General features: G+C 34.9%; 16 protein-coding genes. 14 read left to right on the plus strand and 2 right to left on the minus strand.

Translation table 11 applies throughout. From position 1 onward, the window contains the following. Positions 1 to 37: 37 nt before the first annotated feature. The 3 genes from ICJ84_RS01200 to gldD are packed head-to-tail and all read left to right on the plus strand — an operon-like array spanning position 38 to position 2,426. Complete coding sequence (locus ICJ84_RS01200) at positions 38 to 487, plus strand: single-stranded DNA-binding protein (protein WP_188214537.1); 450 nt, start codon at positions 38 to 40, stop codon at positions 485 to 487. A 48-nt stretch (positions 488 to 535) separates the two neighbouring features. Next, positions 536 to 1,849: a gliding motility-associated protein GldE gene (locus ICJ84_RS01205; RefSeq protein WP_188214538.1), complete on the plus strand. Its 1,314-nt coding sequence runs from the start codon at positions 536 to 538 to the stop codon at positions 1,847 to 1,849. After that, a complete protein-coding gene (gene gldD / locus ICJ84_RS01210) occupies positions 1,839 to 2,426 on the plus strand; it encodes a gliding motility lipoprotein GldD (protein ID WP_188214539.1) in 588 nt (195 codons plus the stop codon). The genes ICJ84_RS01205 and gldD overlap by 11 nt, the downstream gene beginning before the upstream one ends. A 72-nt stretch (positions 2,427 to 2,498) precedes the next feature. Here the strand turns inward: gldD and ICJ84_RS01215 are convergent, their stop codons facing one another. Next, the gene (locus tag ICJ84_RS01215) at positions 2,499 to 2,879 is read right to left on the minus strand and encodes a heavy-metal-associated domain-containing protein (RefSeq protein WP_188214540.1); all 381 of its coding nucleotides are present in this window, start codon (positions 2,877 to 2,879) and stop codon (positions 2,499 to 2,501) included. Between the two features lie 101 nt (positions 2,880 to 2,980). Between ICJ84_RS01215 and ICJ84_RS01220 the strand changes: the two genes are divergently transcribed. The 9 genes from ICJ84_RS01220 to ICJ84_RS01260 all read left to right on the plus strand — a co-directional run bounded on the left by ICJ84_RS01220 (position 2,981) and on the right by ICJ84_RS01260 (position 12,096). Further along, positions 2,981 to 3,856, plus strand: a complete 876-nt coding sequence (locus ICJ84_RS01220; protein ID WP_188214541.1) for a DMT family transporter — start codon at positions 2,981 to 2,983, stop codon at positions 3,854 to 3,856. 90 nt (positions 3,857 to 3,946) lie between these two features. Next, complete coding sequence (locus tag ICJ84_RS01225; RefSeq protein WP_188214542.1) at positions 3,947 to 4,387, plus strand: DUF4199 domain-containing protein; 441 nt, start codon at positions 3,947 to 3,949, stop codon at positions 4,385 to 4,387. Between the two features lie 99 nt (positions 4,388 to 4,486). After that, on the plus strand, positions 4,487 to 4,969 hold the full coding sequence (rplU, locus tag ICJ84_RS01230; RefSeq protein ID WP_188214543.1) for a 50S ribosomal protein L21: 483 nt from the start codon (positions 4,487 to 4,489) through the stop codon (positions 4,967 to 4,969). 23 nt (positions 4,970 to 4,992) lie between these two features. Beyond that, entirely contained in the window at positions 4,993 to 5,253 is a 261-nt protein-coding gene (gene rpmA / locus ICJ84_RS01235) for a 50S ribosomal protein L27 (protein WP_188214544.1), read from the plus strand. Between the two features lie 145 nt (positions 5,254 to 5,398). Continuing rightward, on the plus strand, positions 5,399 to 6,973 hold the full coding sequence (locus ICJ84_RS01240; protein WP_188214545.1) for a tetratricopeptide repeat protein: 1,575 nt from the start codon (positions 5,399 to 5,401) through the stop codon (positions 6,971 to 6,973). A gap of 158 nt (positions 6,974 to 7,131) precedes the next feature. Further along, positions 7,132 to 9,987, plus strand: a complete 2,856-nt coding sequence (locus ICJ84_RS01245; RefSeq protein WP_188214546.1) for a TonB-dependent receptor — start codon at positions 7,132 to 7,134, stop codon at positions 9,985 to 9,987. A gap of 15 nt (positions 9,988 to 10,002) precedes the next feature. After that, on the plus strand, positions 10,003 to 11,019 hold the full coding sequence (locus ICJ84_RS01250; RefSeq protein WP_188214547.1) for a phytase: 1,017 nt from the start codon (positions 10,003 to 10,005) through the stop codon (positions 11,017 to 11,019). A 74-nt stretch (positions 11,020 to 11,093) separates the two neighbouring features. Beyond that, on the plus strand, positions 11,094 to 11,735 hold the full coding sequence (locus ICJ84_RS01255) for a porin family protein (RefSeq protein ID WP_188214548.1): 642 nt from the start codon (positions 11,094 to 11,096) through the stop codon (positions 11,733 to 11,735). Positions 11,736 to 11,820: 85 nt separating this feature from the next. Next, positions 11,821 to 12,096: a hypothetical protein gene (locus ICJ84_RS01260; RefSeq protein WP_188214549.1), complete on the plus strand. Its 276-nt coding sequence runs from the start codon at positions 11,821 to 11,823 to the stop codon at positions 12,094 to 12,096. Between the two features lie 184 nt (positions 12,097 to 12,280). On the opposite strand, the gene ahcY is transcribed toward ICJ84_RS01260, so the two are convergent. After that, positions 12,281 to 13,597, minus strand: coding sequence for an adenosylhomocysteinase (gene ahcY / locus ICJ84_RS01265; protein ID WP_188214550.1), 1,317 nt, complete (start codon positions 13,595 to 13,597; stop codon positions 12,281 to 12,283). Between the two features lie 129 nt (positions 13,598 to 13,726). Here ahcY and ICJ84_RS01270 point away from each other — a divergent pair, with 129 nt between their 5' ends. Then, complete coding sequence (locus tag ICJ84_RS01270; protein ID WP_188214551.1) at positions 13,727 to 14,353, plus strand: 4'-phosphopantetheinyl transferase family protein; 627 nt, start codon at positions 13,727 to 13,729, stop codon at positions 14,351 to 14,353. Continuing rightward, the gene (locus ICJ84_RS01275; protein WP_188214552.1) at positions 14,354 to 15,085 is read left to right on the plus strand and encodes a phosphoglycerol geranylgeranyltransferase; all 732 of its coding nucleotides are present in this window, start codon (positions 14,354 to 14,356) and stop codon (positions 15,083 to 15,085) included. Positions 15,086 to 15,213: the final 128 nt, after the last annotated feature.

The following is a 15,213-nucleotide window of genomic DNA, read 5'->3' on the forward strand; positions in this document are numbered from 1 at the left end:
ATTCTGTAATTTTGCTTTTGTATAAACAACAATATATATGTCTGGAACTTTAAATAAAGTTATGTTAATTGGTCACTTAGGCGATGAGGTAAAAATGCACTATTTTGAAGGGGGTGGATGCGTAGGACGTTTTCCTTTGGCAACTAACGAAACCTATGTTAGTAAACAAACTAACGAGCGTGTGACTAATACAGAGTGGCATAATATTGTAGTCAGAAATAAAGGCGCCGAAATTTGCGAAAAGTATTTAAGCAAAGGAGATAAGGTATATATTGAAGGACGTTTAAAAACCAGAAAATGGCAGGACGAATCGGGTAATGAACGTTACTCTACTGAAATTCAATGTACCGACTTTACGTTTTTAACCACTAAAAAGGAAAGTGAAGCACAAATGGGTAATTCACCAAGTGTGTCACAACCTCAAAAGCCTGTTGAAAGTAAACCTGTTTCGAGCGAGCCTTTAGAAGACGATGATCTTCCGTTTTAAAAAGAAAACACTAAAAGTGTTTTTTATGTTTAACTTAAATATTAGTATTTGGACCCTGAGCCCGCCAGTTTTAGTAGTTTAATAGCCGCAGTTGATTACTCAATTGTATTTGGTTTTGTGTTATTATTTATACTGCTATGTTGTTCCGCACTTATTTCTGGTGCTGAAGTAGCTATGTTCTCGCTTTCGCGCAGTGATATTGAGAAAGGTTTGGAAGAGAAATCCAGACGGATTCAAATTATTTCAGATTTATTAGATCGCCCTAAAAAATTACTGGCAACCATTCTTGTAGCTAATAACTTCATTAATATTGCAGTGGTAATTCTGTTTGCTTATTTAAGTGAATTTTTATTTTCAGGAATAACATCTCCATTAATTAAGTTTATTATCGAGGTGGTTATTGTAACCTTCTTAATTTTATTATTTGGTGAAATTTTACCTAAAATTTATGCCAGCCGAAATAATCTGAAGTTTGCTGTATTTATGGCCTATCCGCTTAAGGTGTTAGATGTGTTATTGTCACCTTTAAGTTTGCCTATGCGAAGTGTTACCATAGCAATTCATAATAAATTAGGAAAACAAAAGTCGAATTTAAGTGTCGATCAGTTATCTCAGGCTTTAGAGTTAACAAGTGAAGAAGACACCACTAAAGAAGAACACAAAATTTTGCAAGGCATTGTGCAGTTTGGTAACACAGATACCAAACAGGTGATGCGTCCGAGAATCGATATTTTTGCTTTAAATATAGAACAGAAGTACGCCGATATTTTACCTGAAATCATTGAGAATGGGTATTCGCGTATTCCGGTATTTCAAGATAATATTGATAACATTAAGGGGATACTTTACGTAAAAGATTTGTTGCCTTATATCGATAGAAAACAGTTTGATTGGACAACTTTAATCAGAGAGCCATTTTTCGTGCCTGAAAACAAAAAACTGGATGATTTAATGGCAGAATTTCAGGAGAAAAAAGTCCATTTAGCAGTTGTGGTTGATGAGTATGGGGGAACATCTGGATTGATTTCTTTGGAAGATATTATTGAAGAAATTGTTGGAGACATTAGTGATGAGTTTGATGATGAGGATTTAACCTATTCAAAACTCGATGACCGTAATTTTGTATTCGAAGGTAAAACGGCACTGAAAGATTTCTATAAGATTATTAAAATTGAAGATGAAACCATTTTCGAGGAAAATAAAGGCGAAGCCGAAACTATCGCAGGTTTTGTGTTAGAGATTTCAAAAAGTTTTCCGAAGTTAAACAGTAAAATAAATTTTAAAAATTTCGTTTTTAAAATTGAAGCTTTAGATAAGAAACGTATAAAGCTCGTTAAATTTACCATTCTTGATGAAGTATAATATTTACTTGTTCCTATTAATTGTATTGTGTGTGTCTTGTGGCGAAGATTATATTCCTAAGCCTAAAGCTTTTTTAAGGTTAGATTACCCCGAGCATAAATACAGCCGGCCAGATTTTACAGGTTTGCCATTTTCTTTTGAAACGAATAAGTTGGCAACCGAAGTTAATGTAAAACCTATGCGATCGTCTGTTGAAAGTTATGGAGTTGATTTGCAATACCCTTCCATGAAGGGAACAATTTTTATTACGTATAAGGCTGTTAATAATGATAAAAAAGTATTGGAAAAGTATTTGCGTGATGCTGAAAAGCTAACTATAGAGCACATGATTAAAGCAGAAGAGGTTCCTCCAATGTTTCCTTTTGAAAACAAGAAAGAGAGAGTTTATGGTGTTTTCTCTGAAGTAAAAGGTGATGTGGCTTCACCAGCGCAGTTTTATGTTACCGATAGTGTGAATCACTTTTTAACAGGGTCGTTGTATTTTTACGCGAAACCTAATTACGATTCTATTTTACCAGCAGCAAATTATCTTGAAAAAGATATTCAGCATATTATGGAAACCTTAAGGTGGAAATAAAAAAACGTCTAGATTTCTAGACGTTTTTTTTAGTTATTATGTATTGTAACGCAACAGGGCTTTGTGTCAGGTTTATTCAGTTGAAAAATGTTCAACGGTTTTCATGTTGCTTACTTTATAAGTGTCGCTAACCAAAGTTACAGTTTCTGTTAAGTTTTCAGGGGTAACAATGGCGTCGTTGTATTCAACCATCGCTAGTTTTTTATCGAAATCTACTTTAGCCGATTTTACGCCGTCCATCTTAGCTAATTTCTTTTCAATGGTTTTAGCACATCCTATCATGCATGTCATACCATCAACGTTAAATTCAGCTTTAGCGTAAGTCGCATTAGGATCTAATTTTTGAGTAGTACTGGTCGTTGCAACTTCTATAGTTTTTATTTCAGCTTCAACTTTATTTTTACAGCTAAAAGTTAAAAGTGTCACTACTGCAACAAGGAATATCTTTTTCATTTTCAATGATTTTAAAAGGTGTTATGGGAACAAAATTACTAAATAATACGGTTTAATGGATTTAGAAGCTTTAATTTTGCGCGCATTAAATAAAATGCTTGGTGAAAACGAATAATTTAAAGTGGGTGTATTTGTTTACACTTTCAGTAATCTGGGGAAGTTCTTTTATACTAATCAAAAAGTCACTTTTAGGCTTAACGCCCATGCAACTTGGGGTTTTACGAAATTTAATCACTTCTCTTATTTTATTGACTTTAGGGTTTAGAGGATTGAAAACCGTGACGCTAAATGAGTGGAAGTGGTTAGCGGTTTCAGGTTTGGTAGGGTCTTTTGTACCGGCCTTCTTATTCGCTATAGCGGAAACTGAGATTGATAGTGCGGTAACTTCGGTATTAAATTCTTTAGTGCCAATGCATACATTTTGGTTGGGCTTGACATTTTTTAATATTCCCTCTTCAAAACGTCAGTTTTTAGGATTGGTTGTTGGGTTTATTGGTTCCTGTGTCTTAATGTTGAATGGAGCCGAGTTGAATCCGAATCAAAACTACTGGTATGCCGGATTTATTCTGTTATCGGGATTAATGTATGGACTCAATGTGAATATCATCAAGCGTTATTTACATAATGTAAAACCACTTACTATCGCAGCTGGTAATTATACCATCATCTTTTTTCCTGCCGTAATCATGTTGTTTTTTGTGGATTTCTTTTCTAGAGAAACTTTTGCTAACCCGGAATTCGGGATGTCTATGATTTATATAACAACTTTGTCCTTTTTTGGAACCGCCATGGCTAAAATTTTATTCAATAAATTGGTGAAAATTAGTACGCCTGTGTTTACATCATCGGTAACGTATGTGATGCCGATTGTCGCTTTAATGTGGGGATTTTTAGATGGAGAGCGTTTTAGTTTTACGCAGGCTGTTGCTGGTTTTGTGATTCTTTTAGGTGTTTTTTTAGTGCATAAAAGGGAGTAATAGTCGGATTTACAGTGAATAATAATTGGGGTTAAATTATTATTATTCAGGAATTTTTACGAAATTTAAGTGAATTAATTTTTGGTAAAAATGAAAAAAATAGCTCTTCCTATCCGATTTGGCCTAGTCACTAGTGCTGTATTAATTGCTTACTTTTTAATTTTAGCATTGTTCCACAGGCACATTTATCCGGCGTTTAGTTTTTTTAATGCGGTTATCACTGCCTTTGGTATTTATGAAGCCATTAAGCTCACCAAACTAGAAAAACCAGAAGCGTTTTCGTATGGAGAAGGTTTTAAAACCGGACTTATTACAGGTTTTATTGCAGCCATTTTATTTACTTTTTTCTTTTTATTTTACATTACCGAAATTAATGCTGGATTTTTATCAGAATTATTTAAAGTACTTAAAGGCGGGTTAGATGCTGATACAGGCTTAGTTACCTTTGTGGTTTTAATCATGGGATTGGCTACAACGGTCATTGCTACTCTGGCAGTTATGCAATTTTTAAAAAATAGCACGCAAACTTAATAAAACGTTTGTTAATTAATTAATTAGCAGTATATTTGCACCCGCCTATTATAGGGCGAGTAGTATTTCATAACAAAATTAATTAATAAACGTTACGCTATGTACGCAATTGTAGAGATAGCAGGGCAACAATTCAAAGTTGAAAAAGACCAGAAAGTCTTTGTTAATCGTTTAGCTACCGAAGAAGGTGAAGCAGTATCTTTTGATAATGTACTTCTTTTAAGCGACGGTGACAATGTTACTGTAGGCGCCCCAGCTATAAACGGAGCTCAAGTAGGAGCAAAAGTTTTAAAACACCTTAAAGGTGATAAAGTAATAGTTTTCAAGAAGAAACGTAGAAAAGGTTACCGTGTAAAAAATGGTCACAGACAAGCTTTAACTGAGATCGTTATTGAAAGTATCGTTGCTTCAGGTGCTAAACCAGCTGCTAAAGCTGAGAAAAAAATAGAAGCTCCTAAAGCTGAAGCTTCTCAAGATTTAAGCGCTTTAACTGTTGCTGAATTAAGAGAAATGGCGAAAGCAAAAGATATTTCAGGATTTTCTACAATGAAGAAAGCTGAATTAATCGCTGCTTTAAGTTAATAATAAAATAAAATCGAAATAAAATGGCACATAAAAAAGGAGTCGGAAGTTCGAAAAACGGTAGAGAATCAGAATCGAAACGATTAGGTGTTAAGATTTTTGGTGGTCAAGCTGCATTAGCTGGAAACATTATCGTTAGACAAAGAGGTAACACTCACCACCCAGGTGAAAATGTTTACCAAGGTAAAGATCATACTTTACACGCTCAAGTTGATGGCGTTGTAAAATTTACTAAAAAGAAAAACAATAAGTCTTACGTTTCTATAGAGCCTTTCGAAGCTTAAGAAACTATTCTTTTTAAGATATATTAACCCTTTCTGTTTACAGGAAGGGTTTTTGTGTTTAATAATTATAGCTTAATATTAAATACACATTTAAGTCATATACAGGATGTTTCTTTAAGGTTTGTTTTAAAAGAAATTTCCAGTTTTGACTTATATTAAACTATTTTTAGTTGCTTTTTTTGTTGCATTGTCTTTTCCAATTAATGCACAGTCTGATACAATAACGTCTCACTTAGTTGATTTAAAATTCAGCCGATTAAAGAATCAATTGCAATCGGCACAAAAGAAGAAGGATTCTGTTGGTATCGCTCATGAATACATTAGATTAGGTGATTTTTATAAGAATTTGTGGTTAGATAGCGAGGCTGTAAAACAATACCATATGGCACAATCGTTTTACAGTAAAACAGATACGGTTTATGTCTATCTCAACAATCAGTTAGCCGAAATTCACCATGGTCTCAAACAATTTGAAGAGGCACAATTGTATTTAAAGCAAAGCCTAGAGGTTTCAAAAACATTGAACTACAAAAAAGGTCTTGCCCGAACTAACGCTTTGTTTGGAAGTGTTGCCGAAAAGGAAAAACGCTACGAAGATGCTTTACGTTATGAAACGACAAGTTTTGAGTTATTTAAAGTATTAAATGATAGTCTAGGGCTTGCTGTTACTAATGAAAACATCGGAAGTATTTATGAAGATTTAGAACAATATGATGTAGCATATCAATACTTCAAAGCGGCTTTCAATTATGTGCAACATAGTAATTCCGATATTAAGATTAACATCATTAATAATTTAGGGGATGTCAATCGAAAATTAGGAAAATACGAGAAGGCACTTGAATATACGCAACAGGCGTTAAAGTTGGCTCGACAAACAAAAAACGGTTCGCAGGAAGAAAGTGCTTTAAAAGATCTGGCCAGGACATATGCTGAAATGGGGGAATTTGATAAAGCATATCATTATTTAACCGACCAGACCATTGCTAATGAACAAGAATTGAAACGCCATAATTCCGAATTGGTTAGCTCGTTGCAAATTTTACATGAGGTTAAAGAACAGGAAACTCAGGTAGAATTACTCAATAAACAAAACCAGTTGAGTCAAACGCGGCAACTCACTATATTGTTATGTAGCGTTGCGTTAACGGTGATATTCATCATCATTCTTTTTTATTTTAAACGGAAAAAAAAGCAGGAAAGCACTATTATTCAATATGAGCAACAATTATTAGAAGCCGATTTAGAACGCAAGATCGCCAAAGAAAAAGCGTTAAAACGTGAAATTGATATTCAGGTTTCAGCCTTAACGAATTATAGTTTAAATCTGGCTCAAAAAAATAAAATGCTTTCTGAAGTTTCAAGAACTTTAGCTAGCCTAAAAGATAGAAATAGTGAGTTAATTAAGAATAAACTTGAAAGCTTGTCAAAGGATATTGAAATAGAATTATCTCAGCAAAATGAATGGAGTGAATTGTTAGGCTTTTTCGGAAAAATTCATCCCGGATTCTTTGAGAAATTAAAAGCAGAGGCCCTTGAAGAGCTGTCTATGTCCGATTTACGTTTATGTATGCTCATCCGTTTGAATTTATCTTCAAAAGATATGGCATCCATACTTCATATCACACCTGATAGCGTTCGAATTGCGCGTTATCGAATGCGAAAAAAATTACCACTTCAACCAAAAGAAAAGTTAGATGTGTATTTGGCTAATGTGTAGCTAATCTTAACGCTATGTTGTGCCAATGTTAATGTTGCTTTGTAATATACCCTGTATACTATGATTTGTTACGGTTTGTTAACATAGGCTTTAGCTAATTGAGTGTGTTGGTAGGTAGTTTTGTTCCTAGAATTTAACTAAAAATAATCAACTTAAAAATGAAACACTATTTAGTTTTTTTAATGTTACTGGGAATCTCTTTCAGTAGCTTTTCACAAACCGGAAATATTCAGGGGGTCATTACCGACGAAAACGGTATTGCGGTACCAGGTGCTACTGTTGCAGTACAAGGTTTTAATAAAGGAGCAGTGACCGATTTCGATGGAACTTATACACTTGTAGAAGTTCGCGAAGGACTTCAAAAATTAATTGTAAGTTTTCTTGGTTACGCCAACGTTGAAAATGAAGTAACCGTTAAAGCAAATCAAACGGTGATTTTAAACATAACTATGAGTTCTAAGTCAACAGAACTGGAAGAAGTATTGGTAACAGGTTATGGTTTGGGAGGACAAGCGAGAGCTTTGAACACGCAGAAGAATAAACAAAATATTACCAACATTGTGTCGACTGACCAGATTGGTAAGTTTCCTGATGCTAATATTGGAGACGCGGTAAAACGTATTCCAGGGATTACCATGCAGGTCGATCAAGGTGAAGCCAGAAACATTATCATTCGTGGTTTATCACCACAATTAAACTCGGTAACCTTAAACGGAAGTCGTATTCCTTCTGCTGAAGGAGATAACCGTAATGTGCAAATGGATTTAATTCCGTCAGACATGATTCAAACTATCGAGGTAAATAAAGCTGTAACGCCAGATATGGATGCAGATGCCCTTGGTGGATCGGTAAACTTAATTACCAGAACATCACCTCAAGGTTTTCGCTTATCTGCTACGGCAGGTTCTGGAGTGAATTTCATTACAGATAAGCGCATCTTAAACGGTTCGTTTTTAGTGGGAGACCGTTCTAAAAATGATAAATTCGGATGGATGGTTTCAGCATCTATCAACGATAATGATTTTGGTAGCGATAACGTTGAAGCAGAGTGGGAAGATGAGTTTGAATACAATACTGGGGTTCAAGATTCAGAAGGAGAGGATATTTTAGAGGAAGTTGTAGTAAACCCGTATGCGAAAGTATTTGAGGTTAGAGAATATTTAGTGCAACGTGTTCGCAGAAGTTTCTCTGCTAACTTCGATTATAAGTTAAACGAAAATAACACCATATATTTTAAATCGATTTATAACTGGAGGGATGACCGCGAAAACCGTTTTCGTTTGGAAAATGAAATTTTAGACGGAGAAGATATTGGTAATGGAGATTTTTCAGTAGATGCTAACGGAAATTTAACCAGTTTCCCTGTGGAAGCGAAACGCCAAACCAAAGGAGGTATTGATGGCGGACGTAATAAAAATGCACGTTTAGAAGATCAGCGTATGCAAAATTACAGCTTAAGCGGAGATCACTTATTTGGTAGTGTAGAATTAGACTGGATGGCATCGTATTCGAAAGCTTCTGAAGAGCGTTTAAATGAGCGTTATTTAGAGTATGAAAGCGAATATGGAGTAGCATTCAATAACAATGGAGATAAGCCGTTATTTACGCCTTTAAGTGCAACAGATTCAGATTTCAGGTTGTTTGAACTTGATGAAATTTCAGAAGAAAATCAGTATACCGAAGAACAGGATGTAAATTTCTTTGTAAATGTTAAAGCTCCACTGACTTTAATTAGCGATAAGGAAGGATTTTTGAAATTCGGATTCAAAAGTCGTTTAAAAAATAAAAACAGGAATAACGACTTTATGGAATACAGCGATGAAACCGGAGCATTAGAGCTTTTAGGCGATATTCCAACAAGAAATTATTCAGATAACGATTTCCTTGCCGGAAGTCAGTATCAGATAGGTAGTTTCGCTTCGAAAGATTATTTAGGAGGTTTAAACTTATACGACAGTAGTCTTTTTGAAGGGGAAGATCTTCCAGATGAATATTTAACAGCTAACTTCGATGTAAACGAAAATGTATACGCTGGCTATGCGATGTTAAATCAGCAATTTTCAGATAAATTCACCGTATTAGCAGGTGTGCGTTTAGAGCATACAGCTATTGATAGTGAGGGAAATACATTGGTATTTAACGAAGATGGTGATTACGATGGTACTCAGGTTGTTAAAGGTAAAGGGAGTTATACAAATCTACTACCGGGTGTGCATTTAAAATACAATGTGGCCGATAATACCGTGTTACGTTTTGCATGGACAAACACTTTAGCACGTCCTAACTATGTAGATTTAGTGCCTTATCAGGAAATTAATAATGAAGATGAGGAGATTTACTTCGGAAATTCAGAACTAAATCCAACAACCTCGATGAACTTCGATATTATGGCAGAGCAGTATTTTAAATCTGTCGGATTATTATCGGGAGGTGTGTTCTATAAGGATATTCAAGATTTCATTTATACTAATGTTTCTGAAGATGAAAACGGTTTTGAAGTTTACAAACCATTAAATGGTAACGGCGCAACAGTTTTTGGGGCAGAGGTGTCTTTGCAACGCCGTTTAGATTTCTTACCAGGTTTTGCTAAAAACTTCAGCATTTATTTAAACTATACGTATTTATCGTCTGATACCGATGGTATTTATAACGAAGATGGTGAAGAGCGTACCGATTTAGATTTACCTAACACTGCGCCAAATATGCTTAATGGATCGTTAGGTTACGCCGATAAACACTTTAGCGTGCGTTTATCAGGAAACTTCTCTGATGCTTATGTTGATGAAATTGGTGGTCGTGCATTCGAAGATCGTTACTACGACAAACAGTTTTTCTTAGATTTCAATGCAAACGTAGCGTTATCAAAACAATTGAGTTTATATGTAAATTTAAACAACATCACGAATCAGCCATTGCGTTATTATCAAGGTGTAAAAGGAAGAACCATGCAAATGGAGTACTACGAAAAACGCCTGAACTTTGGTTTAAAATACGATTTGTTTAAAAAGAAATAAGGTTAGATATAGATGATGAAATTAAAAATAAATTTAGTTTTAGGTGTCGCAGCGTTAATGGTTAGCTGCGGACCTAAACTACCAGAAATTAAAGCTACAATAATAACAGAAACTACACCTCATGATACCGACGACCCTGCGATTTGGGTGAATAAAGTCAATCCGGAGCAAAGTATTGTGTTCGGAACGGATAAAGATGAGGTAAATGGCGGTGTGTATGCGTTTAATCTTGACGGAAAAATAATTCAGGAAAAAAGTTTAACCGGTGTAAGTTATCCGAATAATGTAGATGTGGAATACGGTTTTAAACTAAACGATTCTACCGAAACCGACATTATGGTATTTACTGAAAGAGAAAAGCATCAGGTAAGAGTGTACTCGGTGCCAGATATGACGCCTTTGGATGATGGCGGTTTTAAAGTATTCGCCGATGAAACTGATGTAGAGATGAAACGACCAATGGGTGTTTCAATTTATAAAAATCCGAAAAACGGAACTATTTCCTTTTTTGTAAGTCGAAAAGCAGGACCAACCGAAGGGTATTTACATCAATACGAATTGATGTCTGATTCTTTAGGTGTAAAAGCAAACTTGCTTAGAAAAGTAGGAGCCTTTAGCGGACAAAAAGAAATTGAAGCTATAGCTGTTGATGATGCTTCAGGATATGTGTATTATTCAGATGAAGGTGTTGGCATTAGAAAATACTATGCCAACCCAGAAGGTGGTGATGAGGAAATCAGTTTGTTTGGTAGCGAACATTTTAAATCAGATATCGAAGGGATTGCCATAGCTAAATATGTCGATAAAGGCTTTTTAATCGTATCGAATCAGCAGGCACATACGTTTAACGTGTTCGATTTAAAAACGAATGTGTTTGTTAAGGAAATTAATTTGGGAACTGTTGAAACTGATGGTTGCGATGTTACTAACACCGCTTTAGGTAGTAAATTTCCAAACGGATTGTTTGTATCTATGAGTGATAACAAAACATTTTTATATCACGACTTAGGTTTACTTAAGTTAGTGGATTAGTTAGTTTTTTTGAATGTTTTAAGGCCTTCTCTACTTAAGAGAAGGCTTTTTTGCTTATATATGCAAATAATTATGTGAAATCTTATAATGAGAAAGAGAATTTTCACTTTGTTGCTGGTGCTATCATCAGTTTTTATAAATGTTTTTCCCAATCAAATTTTAAAATTGGCGCTAATATTGGCGGACAGATATCAAGTTTGAGAGGATTTGATTATGACCAACCAGATAATAAATTTGAGTTAGTTCCTGTATTGGGAGTAAATTTTGAGGTTTGTGTAACTTCTTCCTTGTCAGTAATTACAGCTTTTAATTATGAAAGATGGAAAAAGGAAAGAGGTGTTTATTATTATGGAGGCTATTCAAGTTATGAAGGTACAGTAAAAGAGAGTTATGACTTTTTTAATATTCCCTTATTGATGCGGTATAAATTTGGAAATAAAAAACTTTACTTTTTAGAAGGGGGAGGGTTTCTAAATTATTTTAATAAGGGAAATCCAAGTGGTTATATGCCATTATTTATAGATTTTGAAGATTATAATTTTGGATTGGCCTTAGGACTTGGAAGAACTTTTTACTTGAATGATAATTTCGATATTACTTTACAATTGAGAAATGAACTTGGGTTGTCTGATGTCAATAAATATGAAACTATGGTAAGTGGCAATGTTAAAACTAACACATTTAAATTAATAGCTACTTTTAATGTTAATTTGTAAACGTTGGGTGTATAATTCTTTTTTAATTGACTTTTTCGGAATAATTGATTAATTTAAAGCCAATTATCTGCTAAACCATAAGACAATGCAACTTCCTTTTAGATCTGAAATTAGAAATTCCCCAAATCAGCAAATCATTAAAATTTTTTTAGGAGATGAATCATTAGATGAAAAGATAAAAATTCATTTAGAGCGATTTAATGAGATAGAACTAGTAGAAATAGAGGAGACGGTAGGTCAAAATCGTGCGAACGAAAATCTCACGGTCTTTTTGAAGGACGATGTCGATATCAACAAAATGAAATCCGCGATTGACTCCAGTCTGTGGTGGTATTTTGAAGAGGATATGATTGAAGAATAAAACAATGCAATAATGATTGCAGCGGCATACTTTTTTGAAATGCTGAAATACATTCAGTACGAAGAAAAGATAAAGCGGAAAACTTGGCAACTTAGCAATTGCTCAAAATAAAAAAATCCCAAGCCTTGTTGCTCGGGATTTTATGTTTATGTAAGATGCTGAAATAAATTCAGCATGACAGTTTTTAGTATCTGTAGTGTTCTGGTTTGTAAGGGCCTTCAACGGTTACACCAATGTACTTAGCTTGCTCTTCGCTAAGTTCGGTAAGCTCAACACCAATTTTAGCTAAGTGTAATTTGGCAACTTTCTCGTCTAAGTGTTTAGGTAGCATATAAACTTCGTTTCCGTAAGCTTCAGCATTGGTCCAAAGTTCGATTTGCGCTAAAGTTTGGTTTGTGAATGAGTTACTCATTACAAAACTTGGGTGTCCTGTTGCACAACCAAGGTTCACTAAACGACCTTCGGCTAGGATGATAATATCCTTACCGTCTAGGTTGTACTTATCAACCTGAGGTTTGATTTCAACTTTAGTGTTACCGTAGTTTTGGTTTAACCAAGCCATTTGGATTTCATTGTCGAAGTGTCCAATATTACAAACGATGGTTTTGTCTTTCATCGCTTTAAAGTGTTCAGCTCTTACAATATCTTTATTTCCAGTTGTTGTAATTACAATATCAGCATTACCAACAACGGTTTCTAATTTTTTAACTTCGTAACCGTCCATAGCCGCTTGTAACGCACATATTGGGTCGATTTCTGTTACAGTAACAATACTTCCTGCACCTTTAAATGAAGCAGCAGTTCCTTTACCAACATCGCCATAACCACAAACAACAACACGTTTTCCTGCAAGCATCACGTCGGTAGCGCGACGAATCGCATCTACAGCGCTTTCTTTACATCCGTATTTGTTATCGAATTTAGATTTGGTTACCGAGTCGTTTACGTTAATAGCAGGCATTGGTAATGTTCCGTTTTGTACACGCTCGTAAAGTCTGTGAACTCCTGTGGTTGTTTCTTCAGATAAACCTTTAATTCCAGCAGCTAATTCTGGATATTTATCTAAAACCATATTGGTTAAGTCACCACCATCATCAAGAATCATGTTTAATGGTTTTCTATCTTCACCAAAGAAAAGGGTTTGCTCGATACACCAGTCGAATTCTTCTTCGTTCATCCCTTTCCATGCGTAAACAGCAGTTCCAGCAGCAGCAATAGCAGCAGCAGCCTGATCTTGAGTTGAGAAAATGTTACAAGAACTCCAGGTTACTTCGGCACCTAAAGCCTGTAACGTTTCAATTAATACAGCCGTTTGAATAGTCATGTGTAAACATCCGGCAATACGAGCTCCTTTTAAAGGTTGAGAAGCACCATACTCCTCACGTAAACTCATTAATCCCGGCATTTCAGCTTCGGCTAATTCTATTTCTTTTCTACCCCAGTCTGCAAGCGACATATCTTTTACTTTATGTGCTACGTAAGGAATTGTTTTTGTACTCATATCAATACTTTGTTTTGTTTTTAAAACTAAACATTCTTGTGATTAAAACATAAATAGTTAAATTCGCCTGTCAAGAATGTAAAATTGCCTTAGGCGGTGCAAAGATAACTATAACTTTTAGAATATTAAATGCCTCTTTATAAAACCATTACTCCAAATTCACAAACTACTGTTAAAATCTGGAAAATAACAGAGTCGTTTGATGATTTATTACAGGGATTAGCCTTAAAACCAGAAAGTTTGAATCGGGTTTTAGCGATGAAAAGTGAAATGCATCAACGCGGATTTTTAAGTGTTAGGCACCTTTTAAAGGCTTTCGGGTATACAGATTCTGATTTATTTTACGATGAAAATGGTAAACCACATTTAAAGGATGGTAAGCAGATTTCAATTACGCATTCGTTTCAATTTTCGGCAGTAATTGTTAGTGATGGTATTATTGGTATTGATATTGAAAAACAACGAGATAAAATTCAGGTGATTGCTCATAAATTTATCGATTATGAGTACAATTATTTAGATGAAAACTCTGAAGATTACATTAATAAGCTAACTATCATTTGGTGTGTGAAAGAATCGTTATATAAACTTTTTGCAACACCTGGATTAAGCTTCAAACAGCACTGCTTGATGATTCCTGCCTCAGACAATCAGAATGAAACCGTAGCATGGATTGATTACGAAGATAAAAAACACAGATACAACGTTCAGTTTTTAGAGTTTGAAGGTTTTACCTGTGCCTATGCGATGGCTTAAATGAGTGCGGTTTATAAAAACATACTTTCGGCTATTGATTCGGGTAAAAAGTTACTAGCCGTTTTAATTGATCCGGATAAGTTTGCTGTTGAATCGCTTCCGGATTTCATGGCAAAAGTAAATGACTCGTTAGCGACTCATATTTTTGTTGGTGGAAGTACGGTTGAAGATGAGGAGACCGATATTTTAGTTGAAGCGATAAAAAGGTGTTCAAATTTACCTGTCGTGTTATTTCCAGGAGATGTTACTCAGATCACTGAGAAAGCTGATGCACTTTTGTTTTTAAGTTTAATTTCAGGAAGGGATCCGGAATATCTCATCGGGAAACATGTTGAATCTGTTTCCAAGCTACGTAGTTTAGATTTAGAAGTTATTCCAACAGGTTATCTTTTAATTGAAAATGGGAAGGAAACGGCAGTTCAGCGGGTAACAGAAACCAAGCCTATGCCCAGAGCAGATATTCAAAACATTGTTGATACGGCAAAAGCAGGTGAACTTCTTGGCATGAAATTAATTTATCTGGAAGCTGGCAGCGGGGCAATACATTCGATTGCCCCAGACATTATTTCTTCTGTTAAAACAGATTTAAACATCCCTTTAATTGTTGGTGGAGGCATTCGAACCAAAGAGCAATTACAATTAGCTTACAACGCTGGCGCGGATATGGTGGTTATTGGTACTGCTTTTGAACAGGATGAAGCATTTTTTAATGAGTTAAAGTCTGATAATTAAATTCAATTGAATTCCACTTTGAGCATTTCATATTATGAGGCGCAAATTAATTTTGCGATAAATATCGAGAGTCTCTAAATTATCAGATTTAGTCTATCAGAGAATAGGTCTTGAGTTTATCTTAACTA

The organism is Aestuariibaculum suncheonense (assembly GCF_014596935.1).
GTDB classification, from domain to species: Bacteria; Bacteroidota; Bacteroidia; order Flavobacteriales; family Flavobacteriaceae; genus Aestuariibaculum; species Aestuariibaculum suncheonense.

Coding starts and splice junctions, on each gene's coding strand:
- ICJ84_RS01200 (WP_188214537.1), top strand. CDS start 38: ATGTCTGGAACTTTAAATAAAGTTATGTTAATTGGTCACTTAGGCGAT.
- gldD (WP_188214539.1), top strand. CDS start 1,839: ATGAAGTATAATATTTACTTGTTCCTATTAATTGTATTGTGTGTGTCT.
- ICJ84_RS01215 (WP_188214540.1), bottom strand. CDS start 2,879: ATGAAAAAGATATTCCTTGTTGCAGTAGTGACACTTTTAACTTTTAGC.
- ICJ84_RS01225 (WP_188214542.1), top strand. CDS start 3,947: ATGAAAAAAATAGCTCTTCCTATCCGATTTGGCCTAGTCACTAGTGCT.
- rplU (WP_188214543.1), top strand. CDS start 4,487: ATGTACGCAATTGTAGAGATAGCAGGGCAACAATTCAAAGTTGAAAAA.
- rpmA (WP_188214544.1), top strand. CDS start 4,993: ATGGCACATAAAAAAGGAGTCGGAAGTTCGAAAAACGGTAGAGAATCA.
- ICJ84_RS01245 (WP_188214546.1), top strand. CDS start 7,132: ATGAAACACTATTTAGTTTTTTTAATGTTACTGGGAATCTCTTTCAGT.
- ICJ84_RS01250 (WP_188214547.1), top strand. CDS start 10,003: ATGAAATTAAAAATAAATTTAGTTTTAGGTGTCGCAGCGTTAATGGTT.
- ICJ84_RS01260 (WP_188214549.1), top strand. CDS start 11,821: ATGCAACTTCCTTTTAGATCTGAAATTAGAAATTCCCCAAATCAGCAA.
- ahcY (WP_188214550.1), bottom strand. CDS start 13,597: ATGAGTACAAAAACAATTCCTTACGTAGCACATAAAGTAAAAGATATG.
- ICJ84_RS01270 (WP_188214551.1), top strand. CDS start 13,727: ATGCCTCTTTATAAAACCATTACTCCAAATTCACAAACTACTGTTAAA.
- ICJ84_RS01275 (WP_188214552.1), top strand. CDS start 14,354: ATGAGTGCGGTTTATAAAAACATACTTTCGGCTATTGATTCGGGTAAA.